The sequence below is a fragment of the Thermaerobacter composti genome, assembly GCF_033582035.1.
Classification (GTDB): domain Bacteria; phylum Bacillota; class Sulfobacillia; order Thermaerobacterales; family Thermaerobacteraceae; genus Thermaerobacter; species Thermaerobacter composti.
The window spans coordinates 2,081,896-2,100,280 of sequence record NZ_CP132508.1; the positions used below are offsets into that span (position 1 = coordinate 2,081,896).

Annotated in this window: 10 protein-coding genes and 2 pseudogenes; 9 read left to right on the forward strand and 3 right to left on the reverse strand. The window is 70.5% G+C overall.

The features are described 5' to 3' along the window. Positions 1 to 54: 54 nt before the first annotated feature. A pseudogene (locus Q5761_RS08435) lies at positions 55 to 1,515 on the reverse strand (ISLre2 family transposase). 586 nt (positions 1,516 to 2,101) lie between these two features. Between Q5761_RS08435 and Q5761_RS08440 the strand changes: the two are divergent. From Q5761_RS08440 to Q5761_RS08475, 8 genes are all read left to right on the forward strand, one after another. Beyond that, entirely contained in the window at positions 2,102 to 2,617 is a 516-nt protein-coding gene (locus tag Q5761_RS08440) for a MarR family transcriptional regulator (protein ID WP_318750244.1), read from the forward strand. Next, positions 2,614 to 3,450 carry an ABC transporter ATP-binding protein gene (locus Q5761_RS08445; RefSeq protein ID WP_318750245.1) on the forward strand — a complete coding sequence of 279 codons (837 nt, stop codon included), beginning with the start codon at positions 2,614 to 2,616 and terminating at the stop codon, positions 3,448 to 3,450. The genes Q5761_RS08440 and Q5761_RS08445 overlap by 4 nt, the downstream gene beginning before the upstream one ends. Then, the gene (locus Q5761_RS08450; protein WP_318750246.1) at positions 3,410 to 4,540 is read left to right on the forward strand and encodes an ABC transporter permease; all 1,131 of its coding nucleotides are present in this window, start codon (positions 3,410 to 3,412) and stop codon (positions 4,538 to 4,540) included. The genes Q5761_RS08445 and Q5761_RS08450 overlap by 41 nt, the downstream gene beginning before the upstream one ends. A gap of 487 nt (positions 4,541 to 5,027) precedes the next feature. Beyond that, a complete protein-coding gene (locus Q5761_RS08455) occupies positions 5,028 to 6,722 on the forward strand; it encodes an MFS transporter (RefSeq protein WP_318750247.1) in 1,695 nt (564 codons plus the stop codon). 33 nt (positions 6,723 to 6,755) lie between these two features. Then, positions 6,756 to 7,028, forward strand: a complete 273-nt coding sequence (locus Q5761_RS08460; RefSeq protein ID WP_318750248.1) for a DUF3243 domain-containing protein — start codon at positions 6,756 to 6,758, stop codon at positions 7,026 to 7,028. 402 nt (positions 7,029 to 7,430) lie between these two features. Continuing rightward, positions 7,431 to 8,921 (forward strand): NADP-dependent isocitrate dehydrogenase, encoded by a 1,491-nt coding sequence (locus tag Q5761_RS08465; protein WP_135225820.1) that lies wholly within the window; start codon positions 7,431 to 7,433, stop codon positions 8,919 to 8,921. 213 nt (positions 8,922 to 9,134) lie between these two features. Continuing rightward, the gene (locus Q5761_RS08470) at positions 9,135 to 11,948 is read left to right on the forward strand and encodes an aconitate hydratase (RefSeq protein ID WP_318750249.1); all 2,814 of its coding nucleotides are present in this window, start codon (positions 9,135 to 9,137) and stop codon (positions 11,946 to 11,948) included. A 278-nt stretch (positions 11,949 to 12,226) separates the two neighbouring features. Continuing rightward, positions 12,227 to 13,354 carry an IS110 family transposase gene (locus Q5761_RS08475; RefSeq protein WP_318750250.1) on the forward strand — a complete coding sequence of 376 codons (1,128 nt, stop codon included), beginning with the start codon at positions 12,227 to 12,229 and terminating at the stop codon, positions 13,352 to 13,354. Between the two features lie 362 nt (positions 13,355 to 13,716). Here Q5761_RS08475 and Q5761_RS08480 read toward each other — a convergent pair. Then, positions 13,717 to 15,034: pseudogene (locus tag Q5761_RS08480) on the reverse strand (IS1182 family transposase). A gap of 133 nt (positions 15,035 to 15,167) precedes the next feature. Between Q5761_RS08480 and Q5761_RS08485 the strand changes: the two are divergent. Next, positions 15,168 to 16,637 carry an IS1182 family transposase gene (locus tag Q5761_RS08485; protein WP_318750251.1) on the forward strand — a complete coding sequence of 490 codons (1,470 nt, stop codon included), beginning with the start codon at positions 15,168 to 15,170 and terminating at the stop codon, positions 16,635 to 16,637. 189 nt (positions 16,638 to 16,826) lie between these two features. Here Q5761_RS08485 and Q5761_RS08490 read toward each other — a convergent pair whose 3' ends face one another. Next, positions 16,827 to 18,047 carry an IS110 family transposase gene (locus Q5761_RS08490; protein ID WP_318750252.1) on the reverse strand — a complete coding sequence of 407 codons (1,221 nt, stop codon included), beginning with the start codon at positions 18,045 to 18,047 and terminating at the stop codon, positions 16,827 to 16,829. Between the last annotated feature and the right edge of the window lie 338 nt (positions 18,048 to 18,385).

Below are 18,385 nucleotides of genomic sequence, written 5' to 3' on the forward strand. Positions count from 1 at the left end.
CTCGAGGGACTGCATCAAGCTTCGGTAGGTGGATCCCCCCGACCCATGTTCCGGTCACGCCACAGAAAGGCCGGCCAGATGCCGCAGCGCCTTCACCCACTCGCGGTCCGCATGGGGTCCGTAGAGCGCCGGGATCCGCACCCGCAGCCACTGGGCGACATCCTCCACGTCGCTCCGGCTCAGGCGCTGCCCGAACAGCCGGCCTTGCGGGGTCGGGGCCACCGGTGGCGCCTGGCGGCGCTGCCAGACCGGACGCGCGTAGCGATCGAGCTCCCCGTTCGCTCGAGCCGCCAACAGCCGGGCCAGGTGCCGAGCCCCTCGCTCGCTCCACGCGGCCCCGCGCCGCTTCATTCGCCGGGCCAGCACGTGGTAGTTCTCCGCCTCGATCGCACCGAGCCGCCGCGCGTTCGCGTCGGCCACGATGCCGTCCCAGTGGTTCTTCAAGTACTGCTTCAGTTCTTGGACGCGGTCGCGCGCTTCACCCCGCGCCCGCCGGCGAGCCGCATCCAGGATCGTCTACACCTCGCGCCACGGCTTCCCCTCGGCCAGGGCCGCCGCCAGCTGCCGGTGGGCTTCCGCGTCGTGCTGCAGTCCCCGCCGCATGGCCCGTTTCAGGTGGAACGGATCGAGGCGATACGAAGACTGTGGGAGGTACTCAAGGGCCTTGCGGATCCACGGCGCCCCGTCCCCACCCACCGTGCACTGTTCCACCCGGGCCCAGTCCCACTCCGCCGCAAAGGCCGCCAGCGCCTCCTCGATGGACGCCGTCCCTTCGCCCACGGCCACGTGCACCCGCCGGTTCTTCAGCACCGTCCGCCCCCGCGCGTCCGTCGCCTTGCCCTCATACGCCAGCGCATGCATCAGCGCAATCCGCTCTTTCTGCCCATCCGGCCCGCGCCGCCGGCCCCGCACCAACAGCTCGTCAAACTCCAAGTCGACGGCGGCCGCCGGCCGGCTCCCGGGCGGGATCTCGCCCCGCTCAAACACCGCCTCCCGCTGCGCCTTCGCCGCTTCGTCCGCTCGGGCCCCGGCCGCCTGCACATCCGCCCACAAGGCCATGGCGCTCAGCCGCACGGCCCCGCAGCTCACCCGCTCCAGCCAGTCCGCTGCCGCCGCAAACGGCACTTGGGTGCACAGCTGAATCCCGAACTCCTGCACCAGCGGCGAGTATCGCTGCCGCGGCGCCAGCCCGAGCACTTCATCCAGCAAGAACCGCCGTGCGCCGCTCGGCCGCTCCTGGTAATACCGTCGTTCCCACTGGATCTCACCCACCCACGTGATCAGGCTCCGCGGTTGCTGATTGACGCACTTCAGTTGCCGCCGGTCCCGCTGCTCCATCAGCTGCCGGTCCAGCGCCTCCAAAGCCGTGACCAACAGTTGCCGCGCGGCCTCCTGCGCCCCTCGGACCACGGCCACCTCCAGCGCTCGAAAGTCCGGAGCCTCCCACAGGGCCTTTTCCACAACCCGAGCAAGCTGCAGGGTGATCTCCCCGATGCGGCGAATCACGTCCTTCATGGAGAGGCCTCACCTCCATCCTTGGCCAGAAGGATCGGCTGTCCCGTTTGGGACAACCTGGTGAGGTCTCTCCTTCGCTTTTCCCCCACCAGCACCTACCGAAACTTTAGACAGTCCCTCGAGGAGCCCCTCGGCGAACGTACACGGCGACGAGCTCGTCGAGACCCGGGCGACCTGCTGCCGACGGATCTCCACACGGTGCCAGGGGACGTCGACCCCCGTCACCGGTCCACTGGGCAGGATCCCTGGAGCAGCGTCCCCCGGGATCTGGTTCAAGGCGAGCCAACGCTGCGACCCCTCACCATCCGAGGCGCAGGAGCCAGCAGACAGCCATGGGGTACCCCGTCCTGCCTGGGGCTCCCTCGCCACCTCTCTGGGCGCCGTGTCGGCGATCGCGTGGACACGGTGTATTTAGTTCGCCACGGGATCCCGTCACCTGCTTCGAGCCTCCGACGCGGGTCGTGTCGCCTCAGCTTAGCTGAGCGATGGCGCGCCTTGACGGGGATCGATCGCTTGGAAACACTAAAGGTTAGCTAAGCGAATCGTTGAGTCCTGGCCGATCGACTGCTGGTCGGGGCGATGTCCCATGGTCCCGTCGCTCACCGCGCAGGACTGCGCTCGGGGGATCACCGAGGTGGTCCCCCGGCTCATGCGCCTGATCCGGAGGCAGATGCGCCGCCATCAACCGGGGCGGCTGTCCGTGCCCCAGTTCCGCACCCTGTTGTACCTGCACCATCACCCGGGGGCGTCGCTCTCCGCGGTGGCCGAGCACCTCGGCGTCGCCCGCCCCACCGCCTCCGCACTGGTGAACCGGCTGGTCCAGCGGGGGCTCGTGACCCGCAACATCGATCCGGCCGAGCGCCGACGCGTGGTGCTCCATCTGACCGATGCCGGCCGCCAAGACCTGGAGGTCGCCCGGCGGAGGACCGAGGCCGAGCTCGCCGAGCGGCTGGCCGGCTTCCGGCCGGAGGAACTGGCTGCCCTGGCCGCCGGACTGCGGCTGCTGGAGCGCGTCGCAGCGGAGGTCGCGGAGCCGGCCTCGGCCGGGGGGCGCGCAAAGCCGGCCGGCCCCCGCCTGCCCGAGGAGGTCGAGGAGGGTTGACCACGGCAGCGCCTGCCGCGCCGCATCCCGCCGGCTCCGGTCTGGCGGTGGAGACCGTCCAGCTGACCCGGTCCTTCGGGGACTTCGTCGCCGTCGATCACCTCGACCTGGCGATCCCTGCGGGGACCATCTTCGGCCTCCTCGGTCCCAACGGCGTCGGCAAGAGCACCACCATCAAGATGCTGACCACCCTGCTCCTGCCCACCGGCGGCACCGCGCGGGTGGCCGGGTTCGACGTGGTGCGCCAGCCCGCCGCCGTGCGTCGGCGGGTGGGCTACGTGCCCCAGTTCCTCTCCGCCGACGGCGCCCTGACGGGTTACGAAAATCTGCTGGTCTTCGCCAAGCTCTACGGGATCCCCGCCCGGGAGCGGCACGGGCGCATCATGGAGCTCCTCGAGCTGGTCGGCCTGGGCGACGCAGCCCACACCCTGGTGCGCCTCTACTCCGGCGGGATGATCCGACGCCTCGAGATCGCCCAGTCCCTGCTGCACCGCCCCGCCGTGCTCTTCCTCGACGAGCCCACGGTGGGTCTCGATCCCACCGCCCGCCGCGGGGTCTGGGAGCAGGTGCGCCTTCTGCGCGACCGGTTCGGCACCACCGTGGTCCTCACCACCCACTACATGGAAGAGGCCGACGAGCTCTGCGACCAGGTGGCCATCCTCCACCGGGGCCAGGTGGCGGCGGTGGGATCGCCGGCTGCGCTCAAGGCGCGGGTGGGCGCCGCCGCCACGCTGGAAGACGTGTTCGTCCACTTCACCGGCAGCTCGCTGGAATCGGGAGGGACCTACCGCGATGTCGCCCGCACCCGCCGCACCGCCCGGCGGCTCTCGTGAGCAGCCGGACCCGCACCTCGACCCGGGACGAACCGGCCCCGGGGAGGCCGGGCCGGGCGCCGTCCGCGCCCCCGTGGCCGGAGCCGCGGTCCAGCCTGCGCCCTGGACCGCCGTCGAGCCCGGGGTCCGCAGCCCGGGCGCGACCGGATGGATCCAGGCTCCCGCGTCCCCCGGGACGCCCGCCGCGAGCGGCGGAGCGGTGCCCGGGGCGGCGCCCGCCGCGCCCCTGCCAGACGACGGGGAATCCGGACCGACGGCGACGGGCGACCCCGGGTCGCGGGGCGGGCCGGGCGCGACCGCGCCCGGCCCGCTCGCCGCGGCAGCCGCCTTCGTCCGGCAGACCCTGACCATCGTGGAAGCCGAGGTGCGCAAGCTGCGGCACGACCCCTTCGAGCTGGTGACCCGGGCGGTCCAGCCCGCCCTGTGGATGCTGGTCTTCGGACAGGTGATGGGGCGCCTGCGGGGCATGCCGACGGGTGGGCTGCCCTACCTGGACTTCATGGCGCCGGGGATCCTGGCGCAGAGCACGCTGTTCGTGGCCATCTTCTACGGCATCGCCTTGATCTGGGAGCGGGACCTGGGCATCCTGCACAAGTACATGGCGAGCCCCGCCCCGCGAACCGCTCTGGTGCTGGGCAAGGCCCTGTCGGCGGGGGTGCGGGCGCTGACCCAGGCGGTGGTGATCTACCTGCTGGCGGCGGCCACGGGGGTGGCGGTTCGGTCCGACCCGGCGGCGCTGGTGGGCGTGCTGGCGCTGGCGGTGCTGGGGGCGGCGGTGTTCTCCACCCTCTCCCTGGTGGTGGCGTGCCTGGTGCGGACCCGGGAGCGGTTCATGGGGATCGGGCAGGTGCTGACCATGCCGCTCTTCTTCGCCAGCAACGCCATCTACCCGCTCCACCTGATGCCGGGGTGGGTCCACGGCATCGCAAGGGTGAATCCGCTCACGTACCAGGTCGACGCCTTGCGGGGCCTGATGATCCGCGGCGGCGCCAGCCAGTTCGGCCTGGGTCACGACGTGGCGGTGCTGGCGCTGGCCCTGGCCTTCCTGGTGGCGGTGGCGTCGCGCCTCTACCCGCGGGCGGTGACCTGAGGTGGGGCGGGACGCCGAGCCGCGGGCTGTCCAACCGGAGATGGTGGAGCGACCCGGTGACGCGGATGGGCGCCGGGCTACCGGCCGACCCGGGCCAGCGGGGCGGTGCCAGGGGACGAACCCGGCCCCTGCCCCGCCGGCAGAACCGGAGTCGCATCCGACCGGACGACGAGCCCCGCACCCGGCCGCCGGCGTCACCGCGGACCCGGTCGCGGGCTCCGGCGCGGGCCCGGCCGGGGGCTGCGGCGCGGACCCACCCGCGGGCTGCGGCGTGGGATCGGCCGGCGGCTGCGGCGCGGATCCACCCGCGGGCTCCGGCGCGGGACCGGCCGGGGGCCGTGGCGCGGGTCCGGTCGCGGGTTCCACCGCGGGTCCGGTCACGGGCCCCGACACGGATTCGGCCGTGGGCCCCCACGCGGGCCCGGCCGCAGCCTCCGGTGCGGACCCGGTGGCGGGCTCCCGCGCGGCCGCGGCTCCAGACGCCGCTATGACGGTTCGCCGGGCGGCCGAGGCTGGAACCGGCGGCAGCCCCGGGCTCCTCCTCGCCGCCGTGGCCTTCGGCGCCCTCCTCAATCCCCTGAACTCCTCCATGATCGCCGTGGCCCTCCCCGCCATCGCCCGGGACTTCCAGGTCCCCATCGGCCGGCTGACGTGGGTCATCGCCGCCTTCTATCTGGCCAGCGCCGTCGGCCAGCCGGTGATGGGCAAGGTGGCCGACTTGGTCGGCCGCCGGCGGGTCTTCTTCGCCGGGCTCGCGCTGGTGGCCCTCGCCTCGGCCCTGGCGCCCCTGGCGCCGACCCTGGGCGCCCTGGTGGCGGCGCGGGTGCTGCAGGCCCTGGGAAGCTCGACCCTCTACCCGGCGGGGATGGCCGCCGTCCGCGACGCCTTCACCGGCCGGACGGGGCAGGCCCTGGGCATCCTGGCGGTGTTCGCCTCCACCTCGGCCGCCCTGGGGCCCTCCCTGGGCGGGTTCCTGGTGCAGGCGGGCGGTTGGCAGGCGCTGTTCTCCGTGAACTTCGTCCCTGTGGCGCTGAGCGCGGGACTGGCGCTGCGGGCCTTCCCGGTCGATGCCGGGGCGGCCGGTTCGTCCGGGGCCGCATCGCCTGGGCCGGCGCGGGCCGGTTCGTCCGGGGCGGTGTCGCCTCGCTCGGCGCGGGTGGGTTCGCCCGGGGCCGGGGCGGCGTCGCCTCGGCCGGCGCGGGCCCGTTCGTCCGGGGCAGTGCCGTCTGGGCCGGCGCGGGTGGGCCCGTCCGCCGCGCCCGCGAGTCCCAGGCGGTCGGCACCGGTCGACGGTCCCAGCGGGTCCTCGCCATCCGCGGGCCCGGGGCGGGGCCAGCGATCTGCGGCTCCGATGGAGAGGGCCGGAGGCCTGGGGGAGCTCGGCCGGCGGCTCGACGGGCTCGGCGTGGTCCTCTTCGCCGGAACCGTCACCTTCGGGCTGGCGGCCCTCCTCTCCCTGTCGGAACCGCAGCCGGCCTGGTGGGCGATGGCGGTGGCCATCGGCCTGGGCGTGGCCCTGGCCCGGTGGGAGGGCCGGGTCCGCGCCGCCGGCCGGGAGCCGTTCCTGGATCTGGAACTTCTGCGGCGGGACCGCGCCCGCACCGCCGTCTACGGCGCCTGGATCCTCTCGAACCTGGCCTTCTACACGGTGTTCTTCGGGATGCCGGCCTACTTTGAAGAGGTGCGCCACCTGGATCCCCGCACCAGCGGGCTGATGATGCTCTCGGTGGCCGGCTTCAGCAGCGTGGCGTCGCCGCTGGTGGGGCGGTGGGTCGACCGGGCGGGACACCGGCCGGCCCTCTGGGCTGCCGGGCTCTCGTTGTCGACCGGCGCCTTGGCCCTGCTGGTCGTCGGTCCTCAGGCGCCCCTCGCCCTGCTCTTCGTCGTGCTGGCTTTCCTCGGCGCCAGCAACGGGGTGAACAATCTCGCGCTGCAGACCGCGCTGTACCGGTTCGTCCCGCGGGAGGAGACGGGGGGCGCCTCCGGCCTCTACATGACCTGTCGGTACATCGGCAGCATCCTCTCCAGCAGCCTGCTGGGGCTCATCCTGGCGGGGCCCCTGGACGGCCGCATGTTGCGCGAGCTGGCCCTCGGGCTGCTGGTTCCGGCGGTGGGCCTGCTGGCGCTCATCCGGTGGATCCCAGCCTCCGGGGCCGGTCGCATACCGGCTCGGCGCCGGTGACACCTTAGACACCGGTGAAGGGAGGAATCGCCGGTGCCGGAATTCAGCGAGGTCTTCCGCCAGCAACTGACCGTGTTGGCCGACAAGGTCCGGACCATGGAGAACCTGGGCATGTCCAACGAGGGCATCACGGGCGTGGTCACCGAGGTCGGGGACTGGCTGGCGAAGGAGGCCGAGCCGCGCAGCGCCGAGCAGCGGCTGCTCAAGGAGATGTGGCAGCATGCCTCCAACCAGGAGCAGGCGCAGATCGCCTCGGCCCTGATCAAGCTGGCCGACCGCACGGTGGGACGCGGCGTGGTCAAGTAATCCGGCGACCCGCTCCCGTCCGACGCATGCCGGCCGAGCCAGGGGAGGCGGGGAGCCGCTTCGCGCCGGGCCGGCGGTCGGAGCGACCGCCGGCCCGGCGTTCGCTCGGCCCGGGCGACCGGCCGCTGGCGGATCCCGACCGGCGGGCGCCCCCGTCGCCCGGGGGCCCCGTCGCGCCTTCCGCCCGGCGGTGCCGTGGCCGGCGCCACCCCACCGGCGCGAAACCGGCCCGACGCCCGTGTCCCCGACCGCCCGCCGACCGCCGGCCGCGGGCCTGTGGACAGGACCGGCACCCGCAGGTCCGCACCGGTCTTGCGCCCGTTCCTCCCGAAAGTTGACGCCGCTGGCAAGCGCAGTGCTATACTCGCGTCGAGGGGCGCGCGAGCCCCTGGGGAGGACGAGATGCCACTAGTCACCACGGAGAGCGGGAAGAAGCTGTTCGTCACCGAGGACGGCCGGAAGCTCGTCACCGTGATCCCCGGCGACGGGATCGGCCCGGAGTGCATCGACGCCACCCTCAAGATCCTCGAGGCAGCCAAGGCCCCCCTGGTCTTCGAGATCCGTGAAGCGGGGGCCAGTGTATTTAAGAAGGGCCTCGCCTCCGGCGTGCCGCCGGAGACCATCGAGTCCATCCGCAAGTCGCGGATCGTCCTCAAGGGGCCGCTGGAGACGCCTGTCGGCTACGGTGAGAAGAGCGCCAACGTCACCCTGCGCAAGCTCTTCGAGACGTACGCCAACGTGCGGCCGGTGCGGGAGCTGCCCAACGTGCCCACCCCCTATTCGGGCCGGGGCATCGACTTGGTGGTCGTCCGCGAGAACGTGGAAGACCTCTACGCCGGCATCGAGCACCAGCAGACGCCGGGCGTCGCCCAGACCCTGAAGCTGATCTCCGACAAGGGATCGGAGAAGATCGTCCGCTTCGCCTTCGAGCTGGCCCGGGCCGAGGGGCGCAAGCGGGTCCACTGCGCCACCAAGTCCAACATCATGAAGCTCAGCGAGGGGACCCTGAAGCGGGTCTTCGAGCGTGTGGCGCAGGAGTACCCCGACATCGAGGCCCAGCACATCATCGTCGACAACGCCGCCCACCAGCTGGTGAAGCGCCCCGAGCAGTTCGACGTCCTCGTCACCACGAACATGAACGGGGACATCCTCTCCGACCTCGCCTCGGGCCTGGTCGGCGGCCTCGGCTTCGCCCCGTCCGCCAACATCGGCAACGAGGTGGCCATCTTCGAGGCGGTCCACGGCTCCGCCCCCAAGTACGCGGGCAAGAACGTGATCAACCCCACCGCGGTGCTGCTGTCCGCGGTGATGATGCTGCGCTATATCGAGGAGTTCGCCGTGGCCGAGCTGATCGAGAACGCCATCCTCTACACGCTGGAGGAGGGCAAGGTCCTGACGGGCGACGTCGTGGGCTACGACCGCGGCGCGAAGACCACCGAGTACACCCAGGCCATCATCGCGAACCTGGGCCAGAAGCCGCGGACCACGCAGGTGCGCGCCCACCGCGCCGTGCGCCTGCCCCAGATCAGCCCCGACCCGGCCTACGTGAAGGCCAAGAGCCGCCGCATCGTGGGCGCGGACGTGTTCGTCGAGAGCGACCTCCGTCCGGAGCAGCTGGGTCCCGCCCTGGAGGAACTGGCCGAGGGCAGCGCCTTCCGCCTGAAGATGATCTCCAACCGCGGGACCCAGGTGTACCCGCCCACGGGCGGGCTGATCGACCTGGTGGACCACTACCGCTGCCGCTTCCTCTACAAGGGCGACGGCGAGGCGCGCCAGGAGGACGTCGTCGACCTGGTCCAGCGCGTGGGCAGCCGCTTCCGCTGGATGCAGATCGAGGTGCTGCAGGAGTTCGACGGCGAGCCGGGGTTCACCAAGGCGCAGGGCGAGGACTGAGAGCGGCCCGGCAGCCCGCGCACGAGCGACCGCGAGGCACGAGCGACCGCGAGGACCGCATCGTCGCAAACGGGGTGCCCGGCGGATGCCGCCGGGCACCCCGCCTTTCTGGCATCGTCCCGGTACCGCCGCCGGCCGCGCCGCCGGCCGGTTCGTCCTGGCGGAAATGGCGATCGAAAAGCGCTACAATGGCCCCAGAGAGGGGGACGACCGATGACCGAGCGTCGCGACCCGTTTGGCGTACGTACGACCCTGGAGACGCCCGATGGCCCCGTGGTGATCTACAGCCTGCCCAAGCTGGCTGAGGCCGCGGGCGTCGACCTGGACCGCCTGCCCTTCACGATCCGCATCCTGCTGGAGAACCTGGTGCGCAACCTGGACGGCGAGACCATCACCGAGGACGACGTCCTGGCGCTGGCACGCTGGCAGCCCAGGCCCGACGGCCGGGAGATCGGCTGGATGCCCTCCCGGGTGCTGCTCCAGGACTTCACCGGCGTGCCGGCGGTGGTCGACCTGGCCGCCATGCGCAGCGCCGTGGCCCGCATGGGCGGCGACCCCAAGCGGATCAACCCGCTGGTGCCGGCGGACCTGGTCATCGACCACTCGGTGATCGTCGACGCCTTCGGGACGCAGTACGCCTTCTTCTACAACGTGGAGAAGGAGTTCGAGCGCAACCGCGAGCGCTACACCCTGCTCCGCTGGGCGCAGAACGCCTTCGACAACTTCCGCGTGGTGCCACCGGGGACGGGCATCGTCCACCAGGTGAACCTGGAGTACCTGGCCAAGGTGGTCCACCGCCGGGAGGAACACGGCGAGGTGCGGGCCTACCCCGACACCCTGGTGGGCACCGACTCCCACACCACCATGGTCAACGGCATGGGGGTGCTGGGCTGGGGCGTCGGCGGCATCGAGGCCGAGGCGGTGATGCTGGGCCAGCCCTACTTCATGCAGGTGCCCGAGGTGGTGGGCTTCCGCCTGACGGGCCGGCTGCCCGAGGGCGCCACGGCCACCGACTTGGTGCTCACCGTCACCCAGATGCTGCGCAAGAAGGGCGTGGTGGGCAAGTTCGTCGAGTTCTTCGGGCCGGGCCTGGCGAACCTGCCCCTGGCGGACCGGGCCACCATCGGCAACATGGCCCCCGAGTACGGCGCCACCTGCGGGTTCTTCCCCGTGGACGGCGAGACCCTGGACTACCTGCGCCTGACGGGCCGGGACGAGGAGCACATCGCCCTGGTGGAGCGGTACTGCAAGGAGCAGGGCCTGTTCCGCACCGACGCGACGCCCGACCCCGTCTACAGCGACGTGCTGGAGCTCGACCTGGGCGACGTGGAGCCCAGCCTGGCCGGGCCGCGGCGGCCCCAGGACCGGGTGCCGCTGCGCGAGGCGGGCCGCGCCTTCCGCGAGGCGCTGGCCACCTTCGGCAAGAAGCCCGGCGACACCTCGGTCCCCTTCCGGACGGGCGCCGAGCCGGGGCGCGAGGCGGCCCGGGCGGGTGCGGCCGCGGCCGGCGGGAACGGTGCGGGAGCCGGCGCGGGCGATGCCGGTTCGTCCGGTGAGGGCGGCGGCGTGGCGGTGCTGACCCGGCCCCGGACCACCACCGAGCTCACCCACGGCTCGGTGGTCATCGCCGCCATCACCAGCTGCACCAACACCTCGAACCCCTCGGTGATGCTGGCGGCGGGGCTTCTGGCCAAGAAGGCCGTGGAGCGGGGCCTGACCGTCAAGCCGTACGTCAAGACCAGCCTGGCGCCGGGCTCGCGGGTGGTCACCGACTACCTGCGGGAGGCGGGGCTCCTGCCGTACCTGGAGGCGCTGCGGTTCCACGTGGTGGGCTACGGCTGCACCACCTGCATCGGCAACAGCGGCGCCCTGCCCGAAGACGTGGCTCAGGCCATCACCGAGAACGACCTGGTGGCGGCGGCGGTGCTCAGCGGCAACCGCAACTTCGAGGGGCGCATCAACCCGCTGGTCAAGGCCAACTACCTGGCCTCGCCGCCGCTGGTGGTGGCCTACGCCATCGCCGGCACGGTGGACATCAACCTGCTGGAAGACCCCCTGGGCTACGACCCCAACGGCCGGCCCGTCTACCTGCGGGACATCTGGCCGACCCAGGAGGAGATCCAGGCGACCATCCGCCAGGTGGTGCGGCCCGAGCTGTTCAAGAAGGAGTACGCCCGGGTCTTCGAGGGCCCGGAGCAGTGGCGGAAGCTGCCCGCGCCCACCGGCGAGCTCTACGAGTGGGATCCCAACTCGACCTACATCCAGGAGCCGCCCTTCTTCAAGGACATGGCGGACGAACCCGGCCAGCCGGAGGACATCGTCCGGGCGCGGGTGCTGGCCCTCTTGGGCGACTCCATCACCACGGACCACATCTCCCCCGCGGGCGCCATCCCGAAGAACAGCCCGGCGGGCCGCTACCTCCTGGAGCGCGGCGTCAAGTGGGAGGAGTTCAACACCTACGGCTCGCGCCGCGGCAACCACGAGGTGATGATGCGCGGCACCTTCGCCAACATCCGGCTGCGCAACCAGCTGGTGCCCGGCACCGAGGGCGGCTGGACCGTGCACATCCCCAGCGGCGAGAAGATGACCATCTACGACGCCGCCATGCGCTACCAAAAGGAGGGCACGCCGCTGCTCGTCATCGGGGGCAAGGAGTACGGCACCGGCAGCTCCCGCGACTGGGCGGCCAAGGGCACCTACCTGCTGGGCGTCAAGGCGGTGATCGCCGAGAGCTTCGAGCGCATCCACCGCAGCAACCTGGTGGGCATGGGCGTGCTGCCGCTGCAGTTCGTCGACGGGCAGAACGCGGCGAGCCTGGGCCTCACGGGGACCGAGGAGTACTTCATCACCGGCATCCGCGAGGGGCTCCAGCCCCGCAAGCGCCTGCAGGTGACGGCCCGGCGCGACGACGGCAGCGAGGTGCGCTTCGAGGTGCTGTGCCGGCTGGACACGCCCATCGAGGTGGAGTACTACCGGCACGGCGGCATCCTGCAGAAGGTGCTGCGGCAGATCATGCAGGCGGCGTGACGGTGCCTGGGCAAGGCGACCCAGCGGGCAACATGGCCAACGGGGCGGCTCCGAAGGGAAGGGAGCCGCCCTACTTCTTGTAGGGGATGGATCCGGTCTTGGTTGCCATGGACCACAGCGTCCACCCACCGGCCACCGCCCAGCGCCCACCGGCCCCGGCTCCCCCGCCCCGCCGCCGCTAGTCACAATGAACGAGGCCGGCCCCGTTTCGCAGGTGCGTGGGTTACGCTGAAGGTACCTGCCTTCGCGCAGAGCCACATACGAAAGGGGCCGGTACCATGAAGGATATCACGAAGTTCGTGGGCCTGGACGTCCATAAGGACACCATCGCGGTCGGGGTGGCAGATCGCGACGGCGGTCGGGGCCGGTACTGGGGCACCATCCCGCACCGCCCGGAGGCCGTGCGCAAGCTGATGGAGCAGCTCGGGCCCAAGGAGCAGCTTCTGGTGTGCTACGAGGCGGGTCCGACGGGCTACGGGCTGCAACGCCTGTTGGTTTCGCTGGGGATCGCGTGCATTGTGGTGGCCCCGGGGCTGACGCCCACGCGCCCCGCGGACCGGGTGAAGACCGACCGCCGGGATGCCGTGCGCCTGGCGGAGCTGCTGCGGGCCGGCGAGCTGACTCCAGTATGGGTACCGCACGAGGAGGACGAGGCGCTGCGCGACCTGGTGCGGGCCCGGGAGGATGCCAAGCAGGATCTATTACGTGCACGCCACCGGCTGAGCAAGTTCCTGCTGCGGCACGGGATCCGGCCGCCGGAGGGGGTGCGCCGGTGGTCACGCCGGTACCGGGAGTGGCTGGAGGGGCTGCAGTTAGGGCATCCGGTGTTGCAGCGGGTCTTGCGGGAGTACGTGTACACCATCGACGAGATCGAGGAGCGGCTCAAGCGCCTAGAGGCGGAGATCCACGAGCAGGCCACCGCGAGCGTGTACGCGCCGGTGATTCAGGCCTTGCAAGCGCTGCGCGGGGTGGGTGAGGTGGTGGCGGTGACCGCGGTGGCTGAGGTCGGGTCGTTCTTACGCTTTGCCCGGGCGCGGCAGCTGATGGCGTACGCGGGGTTGGTGCCCAGCGAGTACTCCAGCGGGGCACGGCGGCGCCGGGGTGCGATCACGAAGACGGGGAACGCGCACCTGCGCCGGGTGCTGGTGGAGGCGGCGTGGTCGTACCGGCACCCGCCGGCGCTGAAGGCCAAGATCCGGGCGCGCTACGAGGGGCAGCCACCGGAGGTGCAGCGGATCGCGTGGAAGGCGCAGGAGCGGCTCTGCCGGCGCTACCGGCGCATGGTGGCTCGGGGTAAGCCCCATGCCGTGGCGGTGACCGCCGTGGCGCGGGAGCTGTTGGGTTTCATCTGGGCGATCGCGTGCTGGGTGGAGCGGCAGCGGCTGCAAGAGCAGGCTGTTGCGTGAGTGCCCGTGGCGGCGTGGGCAAGCTGCTAGCCGTGGAGGCGTTATTGCGGTAGGGGTTAAGGTCCCAGGCCCGGCACGGGGAGAACCCTCGAGGGCTGCTAAGCGTCGCAGGTACGCGCGTCCCTAGTCTGAGGCAGCTCCCCGACGGATGGCGTGGGATGCGGTGACCAACCCGCGGATATCAGCGTGCCGACCGTCGGAGCGATGCCTGGGCCTTACCCCTCTACCGCACCTTTCCGGGCGGGCTTGACGGCCTCGTTCATATCAGCCCGTGTTGGTAATGCCGTTGGCCCTCGAAGCCGCTGGTCTTTGAAAACGTCAGAGGGCCGCGCCCAGGCATGGGAGCGGTCGGTACCCCTCCCTCAGGAGGGGGCGATCGCCTCCATCCGGCGGGCAAGCGCGTGGTGGCGCCAGAGCTTCATGGGGTTGAAAGCGGTACAACTGAAGAGCCACTCGAAGCGGGCTTTCGACAGCCCACGGAGAAGCAGCTGCCGGAGCCCCATGGCCTCTTTGAGGTGCCCAATGACCGGCTCCACCGAGCACTGGCGGAGTTTGTAGCGGCGGCGCCCCCGAACGGTTCGCAGTTTGCGGCGCATCCGGTCCCTGGCCGTCATGGGTTTGGGCATCCGCCCCCGGGGTGGCTGGAGTTGGCGCCATTCCGTATGACGGATCTTATCCGGCGGGATGAAGGCTTCGACACCCCGCTCCTCCAGAGCCTGGAGGTTGGCGTCGCTGTAACAACCGCCGTCGGCGGAAAGCTCCCTGGGGTGGCACCCGGTGTTGGCCTCGACTTGTTGCAGCTGGCCCAGGAGATGGCGCGCGTCGGTGGCCTGGTTCGTCAGGTCGGCCGCCACGATAACGTGCGTTTCCGCGTCCACGTAGTTGGGCGTTGCAACCCTGGATGAAAGCCTTGTCGGCGCTGCGCATGATCCGCGACTCGGGGTCGGTGAAGTTGATTTGATCCTTGTCGGCCGGGAGGGGGTCGGAGGGGGCTTGCTTGCGGCGGGAGCGGCGCCCCTTCTTCGCCGCCTCCGCCTCCCGCGCCGCTTCCTTGGCTTCGGCCTCGGCCCGGGCCCGCTGCTCCAGCCGGGCCTTGGCCGCCTGAATCGCCTTCAGCCGCTTTTCCGCCGTGGCCAGCTCGGGAGGCAGGCGCCAGCCGCTGTCCGGGCCGTGTTCCGCATCCTCCGACCGGTCGTTGGCTTCCACCTCCTCCAAATAGCGCCGGATCACTTCGGCCAGGCGCCGCTCTTCATCTTTCATCCGGCCGTAACTCATGGCGCTGTGCTTGGAGACGTAGGCCTTGAGCTTGGTCCCGTCGACCGCTACATGCCGCAGCTTCACCAAGCCGGCGTCCTGGGCCAGGCGGACCGACTGGACAAACAGCCGGGCCAGGGCCTCATGATGCCGGCGCCGGAAGTTCGAGAGCGTCCAGTGGTCGGGCTGCTGATTCGCCGCAAGCACCCGGAAGCCCACGTCTTCGTACAGGGCCCGCTCCAGGCGCCGTGAGGAGCGGAGGCCCCGCATGTACGCGTACAGCCACACCTTGACCATCATGCGCGGTTCGTACGGGGGCTGGCCCCGGCGCTCGGTGTAGTCGTTGTAGATCGCTGACAGGTCGAACTGGTCGACCACCTGGCTAATGAAATGGACCGGGTGATCCTCCCGGAGCCACTCGTCCAGCGCAGACGCCCTAGGGTCAAGTCGCCGTAGTCGAGAGCTCTGAAAAACCCCTTTGCTTTTTCGGCAAGGACTGGCAGGACGTAAAGCGAAGAATCCCTAATGGAGACGATACCGAAACCGAGGCCGATGCACCATGCTGGGAAGGTTGGATCGACAGCGGAACTTCTTCGATGAGCTCCTCTTTGACCACATGCTGCCCGCGGAACACCCTCTCCTGGACATCGACCGGGCCGTCGATTTCTCGTTCGTGGAGGAAGAGACGGCCGATCGGTACAGTGCCGATCAAGGCCGGCCTTCGTACCCGCCGGAGCAGCTGGTGCGCATCCTCTTCCTGGCCGTGTGGGCCAACCTGTCGGACGTGCAGGTTTGCCAGCAGCTTCGCTACAACGTCCTCTATCGCTACTTCTGCCGCCTCGGCTGGAAGGATGCGATTCCCGACGACACGACGCTGGTGCGGTTTCGGCAGCGACTGGGGGAGGAGCGGTGGCAGCGGCTGCTGCAGCGGCTGGTGGAGCAGGCGCGGGCGAAGGGGTGTCTGAAAGGCCGCTGGTTGGTGATGGACTCCAGCCCGGTGGTGGCCCATGCGGCGGCCCGTACGCGGGTGCAGCTGTTGCGGGAGGGGCGGCAGCGGCTGCTGCAAGCCGTCCGGCAGGCGGCGCCGCCGGTGGCGAAGGAGCTGGAGGCGCTGGCCGAGCCGGTGCCGGACGCGACCTATGAAGATCAGGATCAGCTGCTGAAGGCGGAACAGGAACGGACGGAGGCCTTGTTGGCGGCGATCACGTCCCGGCAAGCCGCCCAGGCGCCAGCGGTGCGGCGCGTGCGGAAGCAAGTGGAGCGGGTGCTAAAGGACGAACGGGTGGCGAGCTATGCCGACCCGGAGGCGCGTTGGGGGCACCAGCGCCGGAAGAAGCCTTTTTTCGGGTACAAGATGCATCTGGCGACGGATGAGACCGGCTTTGTGCTGGCGGCGACGGTGACGGCGGGGAACGCGAGCGACCTCGAAGGGGCTCCGGCGCTGGTGAAACAAGCGCGTGCCCAGGGCTTGCGGCCGCGGCGGCTGGTGGCGGACAAGGCGTACGACGCCAGTGGTCTGAGGCAGGATCTTGTTCGGCAGGGCATCCGCCCGTACATTCCCCAGCGGACGCAAAGGCAAAGGTTGCCCAAGCAAGGGTTCACATACGACCAACGCCGCCGGCAATGGATCTGTCCCGAGGGCCACCGCTCCATCGGCCAGAGCCCGCACCAGCGCGGGGGGTGGCTGGTGTACTTTTCCGAGCGAGCCTGCCGCGTCTGCCCGCGGGCGGGGAGTTGTCTGAGCCGGAGCCAAACGCGGAAGGTGCTGTACTGGCATCCGGGCACGGAAGCGAACCGGCCGCGGGGGCTAAAACGGGCCTTGCGCGTGCGGAAGGTCATCGAGCGCACCTTTGGAGAGGCCAAGCAGTGGCACGGACTGGGGCGGAGCCGTTACCGAGGGCGGGAACGGACGGCGATTCAGGTGCTGCTGACCTGCCTGGTGCTCAACGCCAAGAAGATGGCCTGTCGATTCAAAGATGCGCGTGGACATCGAAAAGGGCCTCGGCTCCCGGAACGGGCGGCTGCGTGAGCAGGTCGGCACCCGTAGGAAGCCGGACCAAGTGGAAGAGCCGCTCTCCTGTAGTGCCACATGTACCATCCAGTAGATGGCAACCTTCTCCGGCCCCATGCGCTAAGCTTCCCGCCTGTTTTGCAGAGCTCTCGTAGTCGGGGATGTGATCTTTGACAAAGCGGCTGCTGAGGAACGTGCCCGTGGGCGCTACGCGGCCTTGGGCTGTTGCCGCTGACGACGCGCCGCCTCGAACCGGGTGGGGTCGTAGGGCTGACGATCTCGCCACATCGCAAAAAGGACCCGAAGGGCGTGGTGGGCCACGATGCGCAAGGCTTCATGATGGTGACGCCCTCGGTCGCGGTGGGTCTGATAAATCTCCCGGGCCCAGGCATGGTGCAGGACGAGCTGCTGCGCCAGTAGCTGCAGCGTATTCCGGGCTTGTTTGTTGCAAGCGTGGCGGAAACGGACTCGGACGGTCTTGCCACTGCGAACGGTCACGGGGGCTGTCCCCGACCGACATTGGATTGGGCGGACGCTGGGGACCGCCTGGCGGTCCTCCCCGAAGACGGTGATCATGCCGGCAGCCAGCACCGTGCCGATGCCTTTCATGGAGCGAAACAAATCGCCGTCCGGGTGCGCCTGCACCAGGGTCTCCAGCTGCTCATGACAGGCCTCGAGCTCGCGGCAGACGGCTTCGAGCTGATCCACCAGAAAGAGCATGCGGCGTGCCCACAGGGCCACGGTGGCCGGATCGGCCGGGAGCTGGGGCTTGCGCGCGAGCTCGAGCAGTTCGGCGGTCTTGGCGGCGACGCCAGGGTAGCGGTGCTGGCGCAACAGCTTCTCGATCCGGGACCGGCGGGCGCGGGCGAAGTGGACCGGGGTCGGGAAGGCGCGCAAAAAGGTCCAGGCCACGGGCCGGCCGAGGTCGGCAAACAGCTCCAGGGCCCGCGGGTAATACGTGCGCAGGCAGGCGGTGAGCTGATTCAGAAGCCGCGTGCGTTCTTCTACCAGGGTCTGGTGGTGGCTGTAGACCACCCGGAGCTGGCGCAGGGTGTCGCTCTCCAGCCGCAGGGGCTGAAGGCGATGGCGATCGGTGCGGAGGATCTCGGCCAGGACCAGGGCATCCCGGCGGTCGTCCTTGCTGCCGGCCGGGGAGAGGCGGTCCCGGTAGCGGTCCACCGCCTTGGGATTGACGGGATAGACCCGAAAGCCTGTGGCGAGGAGCGCGGCCACGAAGAGCCCCTGTCCCGAGCCTTCGATAGCCACGTGCACCTGTGCTGGGTCCGGTTCTCGACGCCGGATCGCGGCGAGCAGTTCCTGCAGGCCGTCGGCATCGTTGGGGACCCGGAGGTAGGAAGGAGCCTGCCCCTCGGACGCCAGGCAGACGTCGTGATGCTGGCTGCCCTGGTCGATTCCGACGTGCAACATGATGCCACCTCCGCGTGGGGCGATCCCCGCCACCCACGGTGCCCTCGTGGAACCGGTGCTCGCGGCACGACGCCCTAGCGACCGTTGAGCAGCGGATTCGCCAGGTGCCGGAGGGGTCGGTCTGCCTAAGGCCGTCGCACGGCGAGGAGGCAGTGGACCTCCTCCGGCCCTGACGAAACTTGGCGAAGGCGGGAGTCAAAACCTGCTTGGACTATAACCCACGAGGAGGCAGGATCATGAGCTGATGGGGCTGGTAGTCCCGAAACTTCTTCCTGTTCATAGTGTTTCTTCTTCGGCATGCCGGCCGAAGAACACTGCTAGATCACCTAGCTTATGCA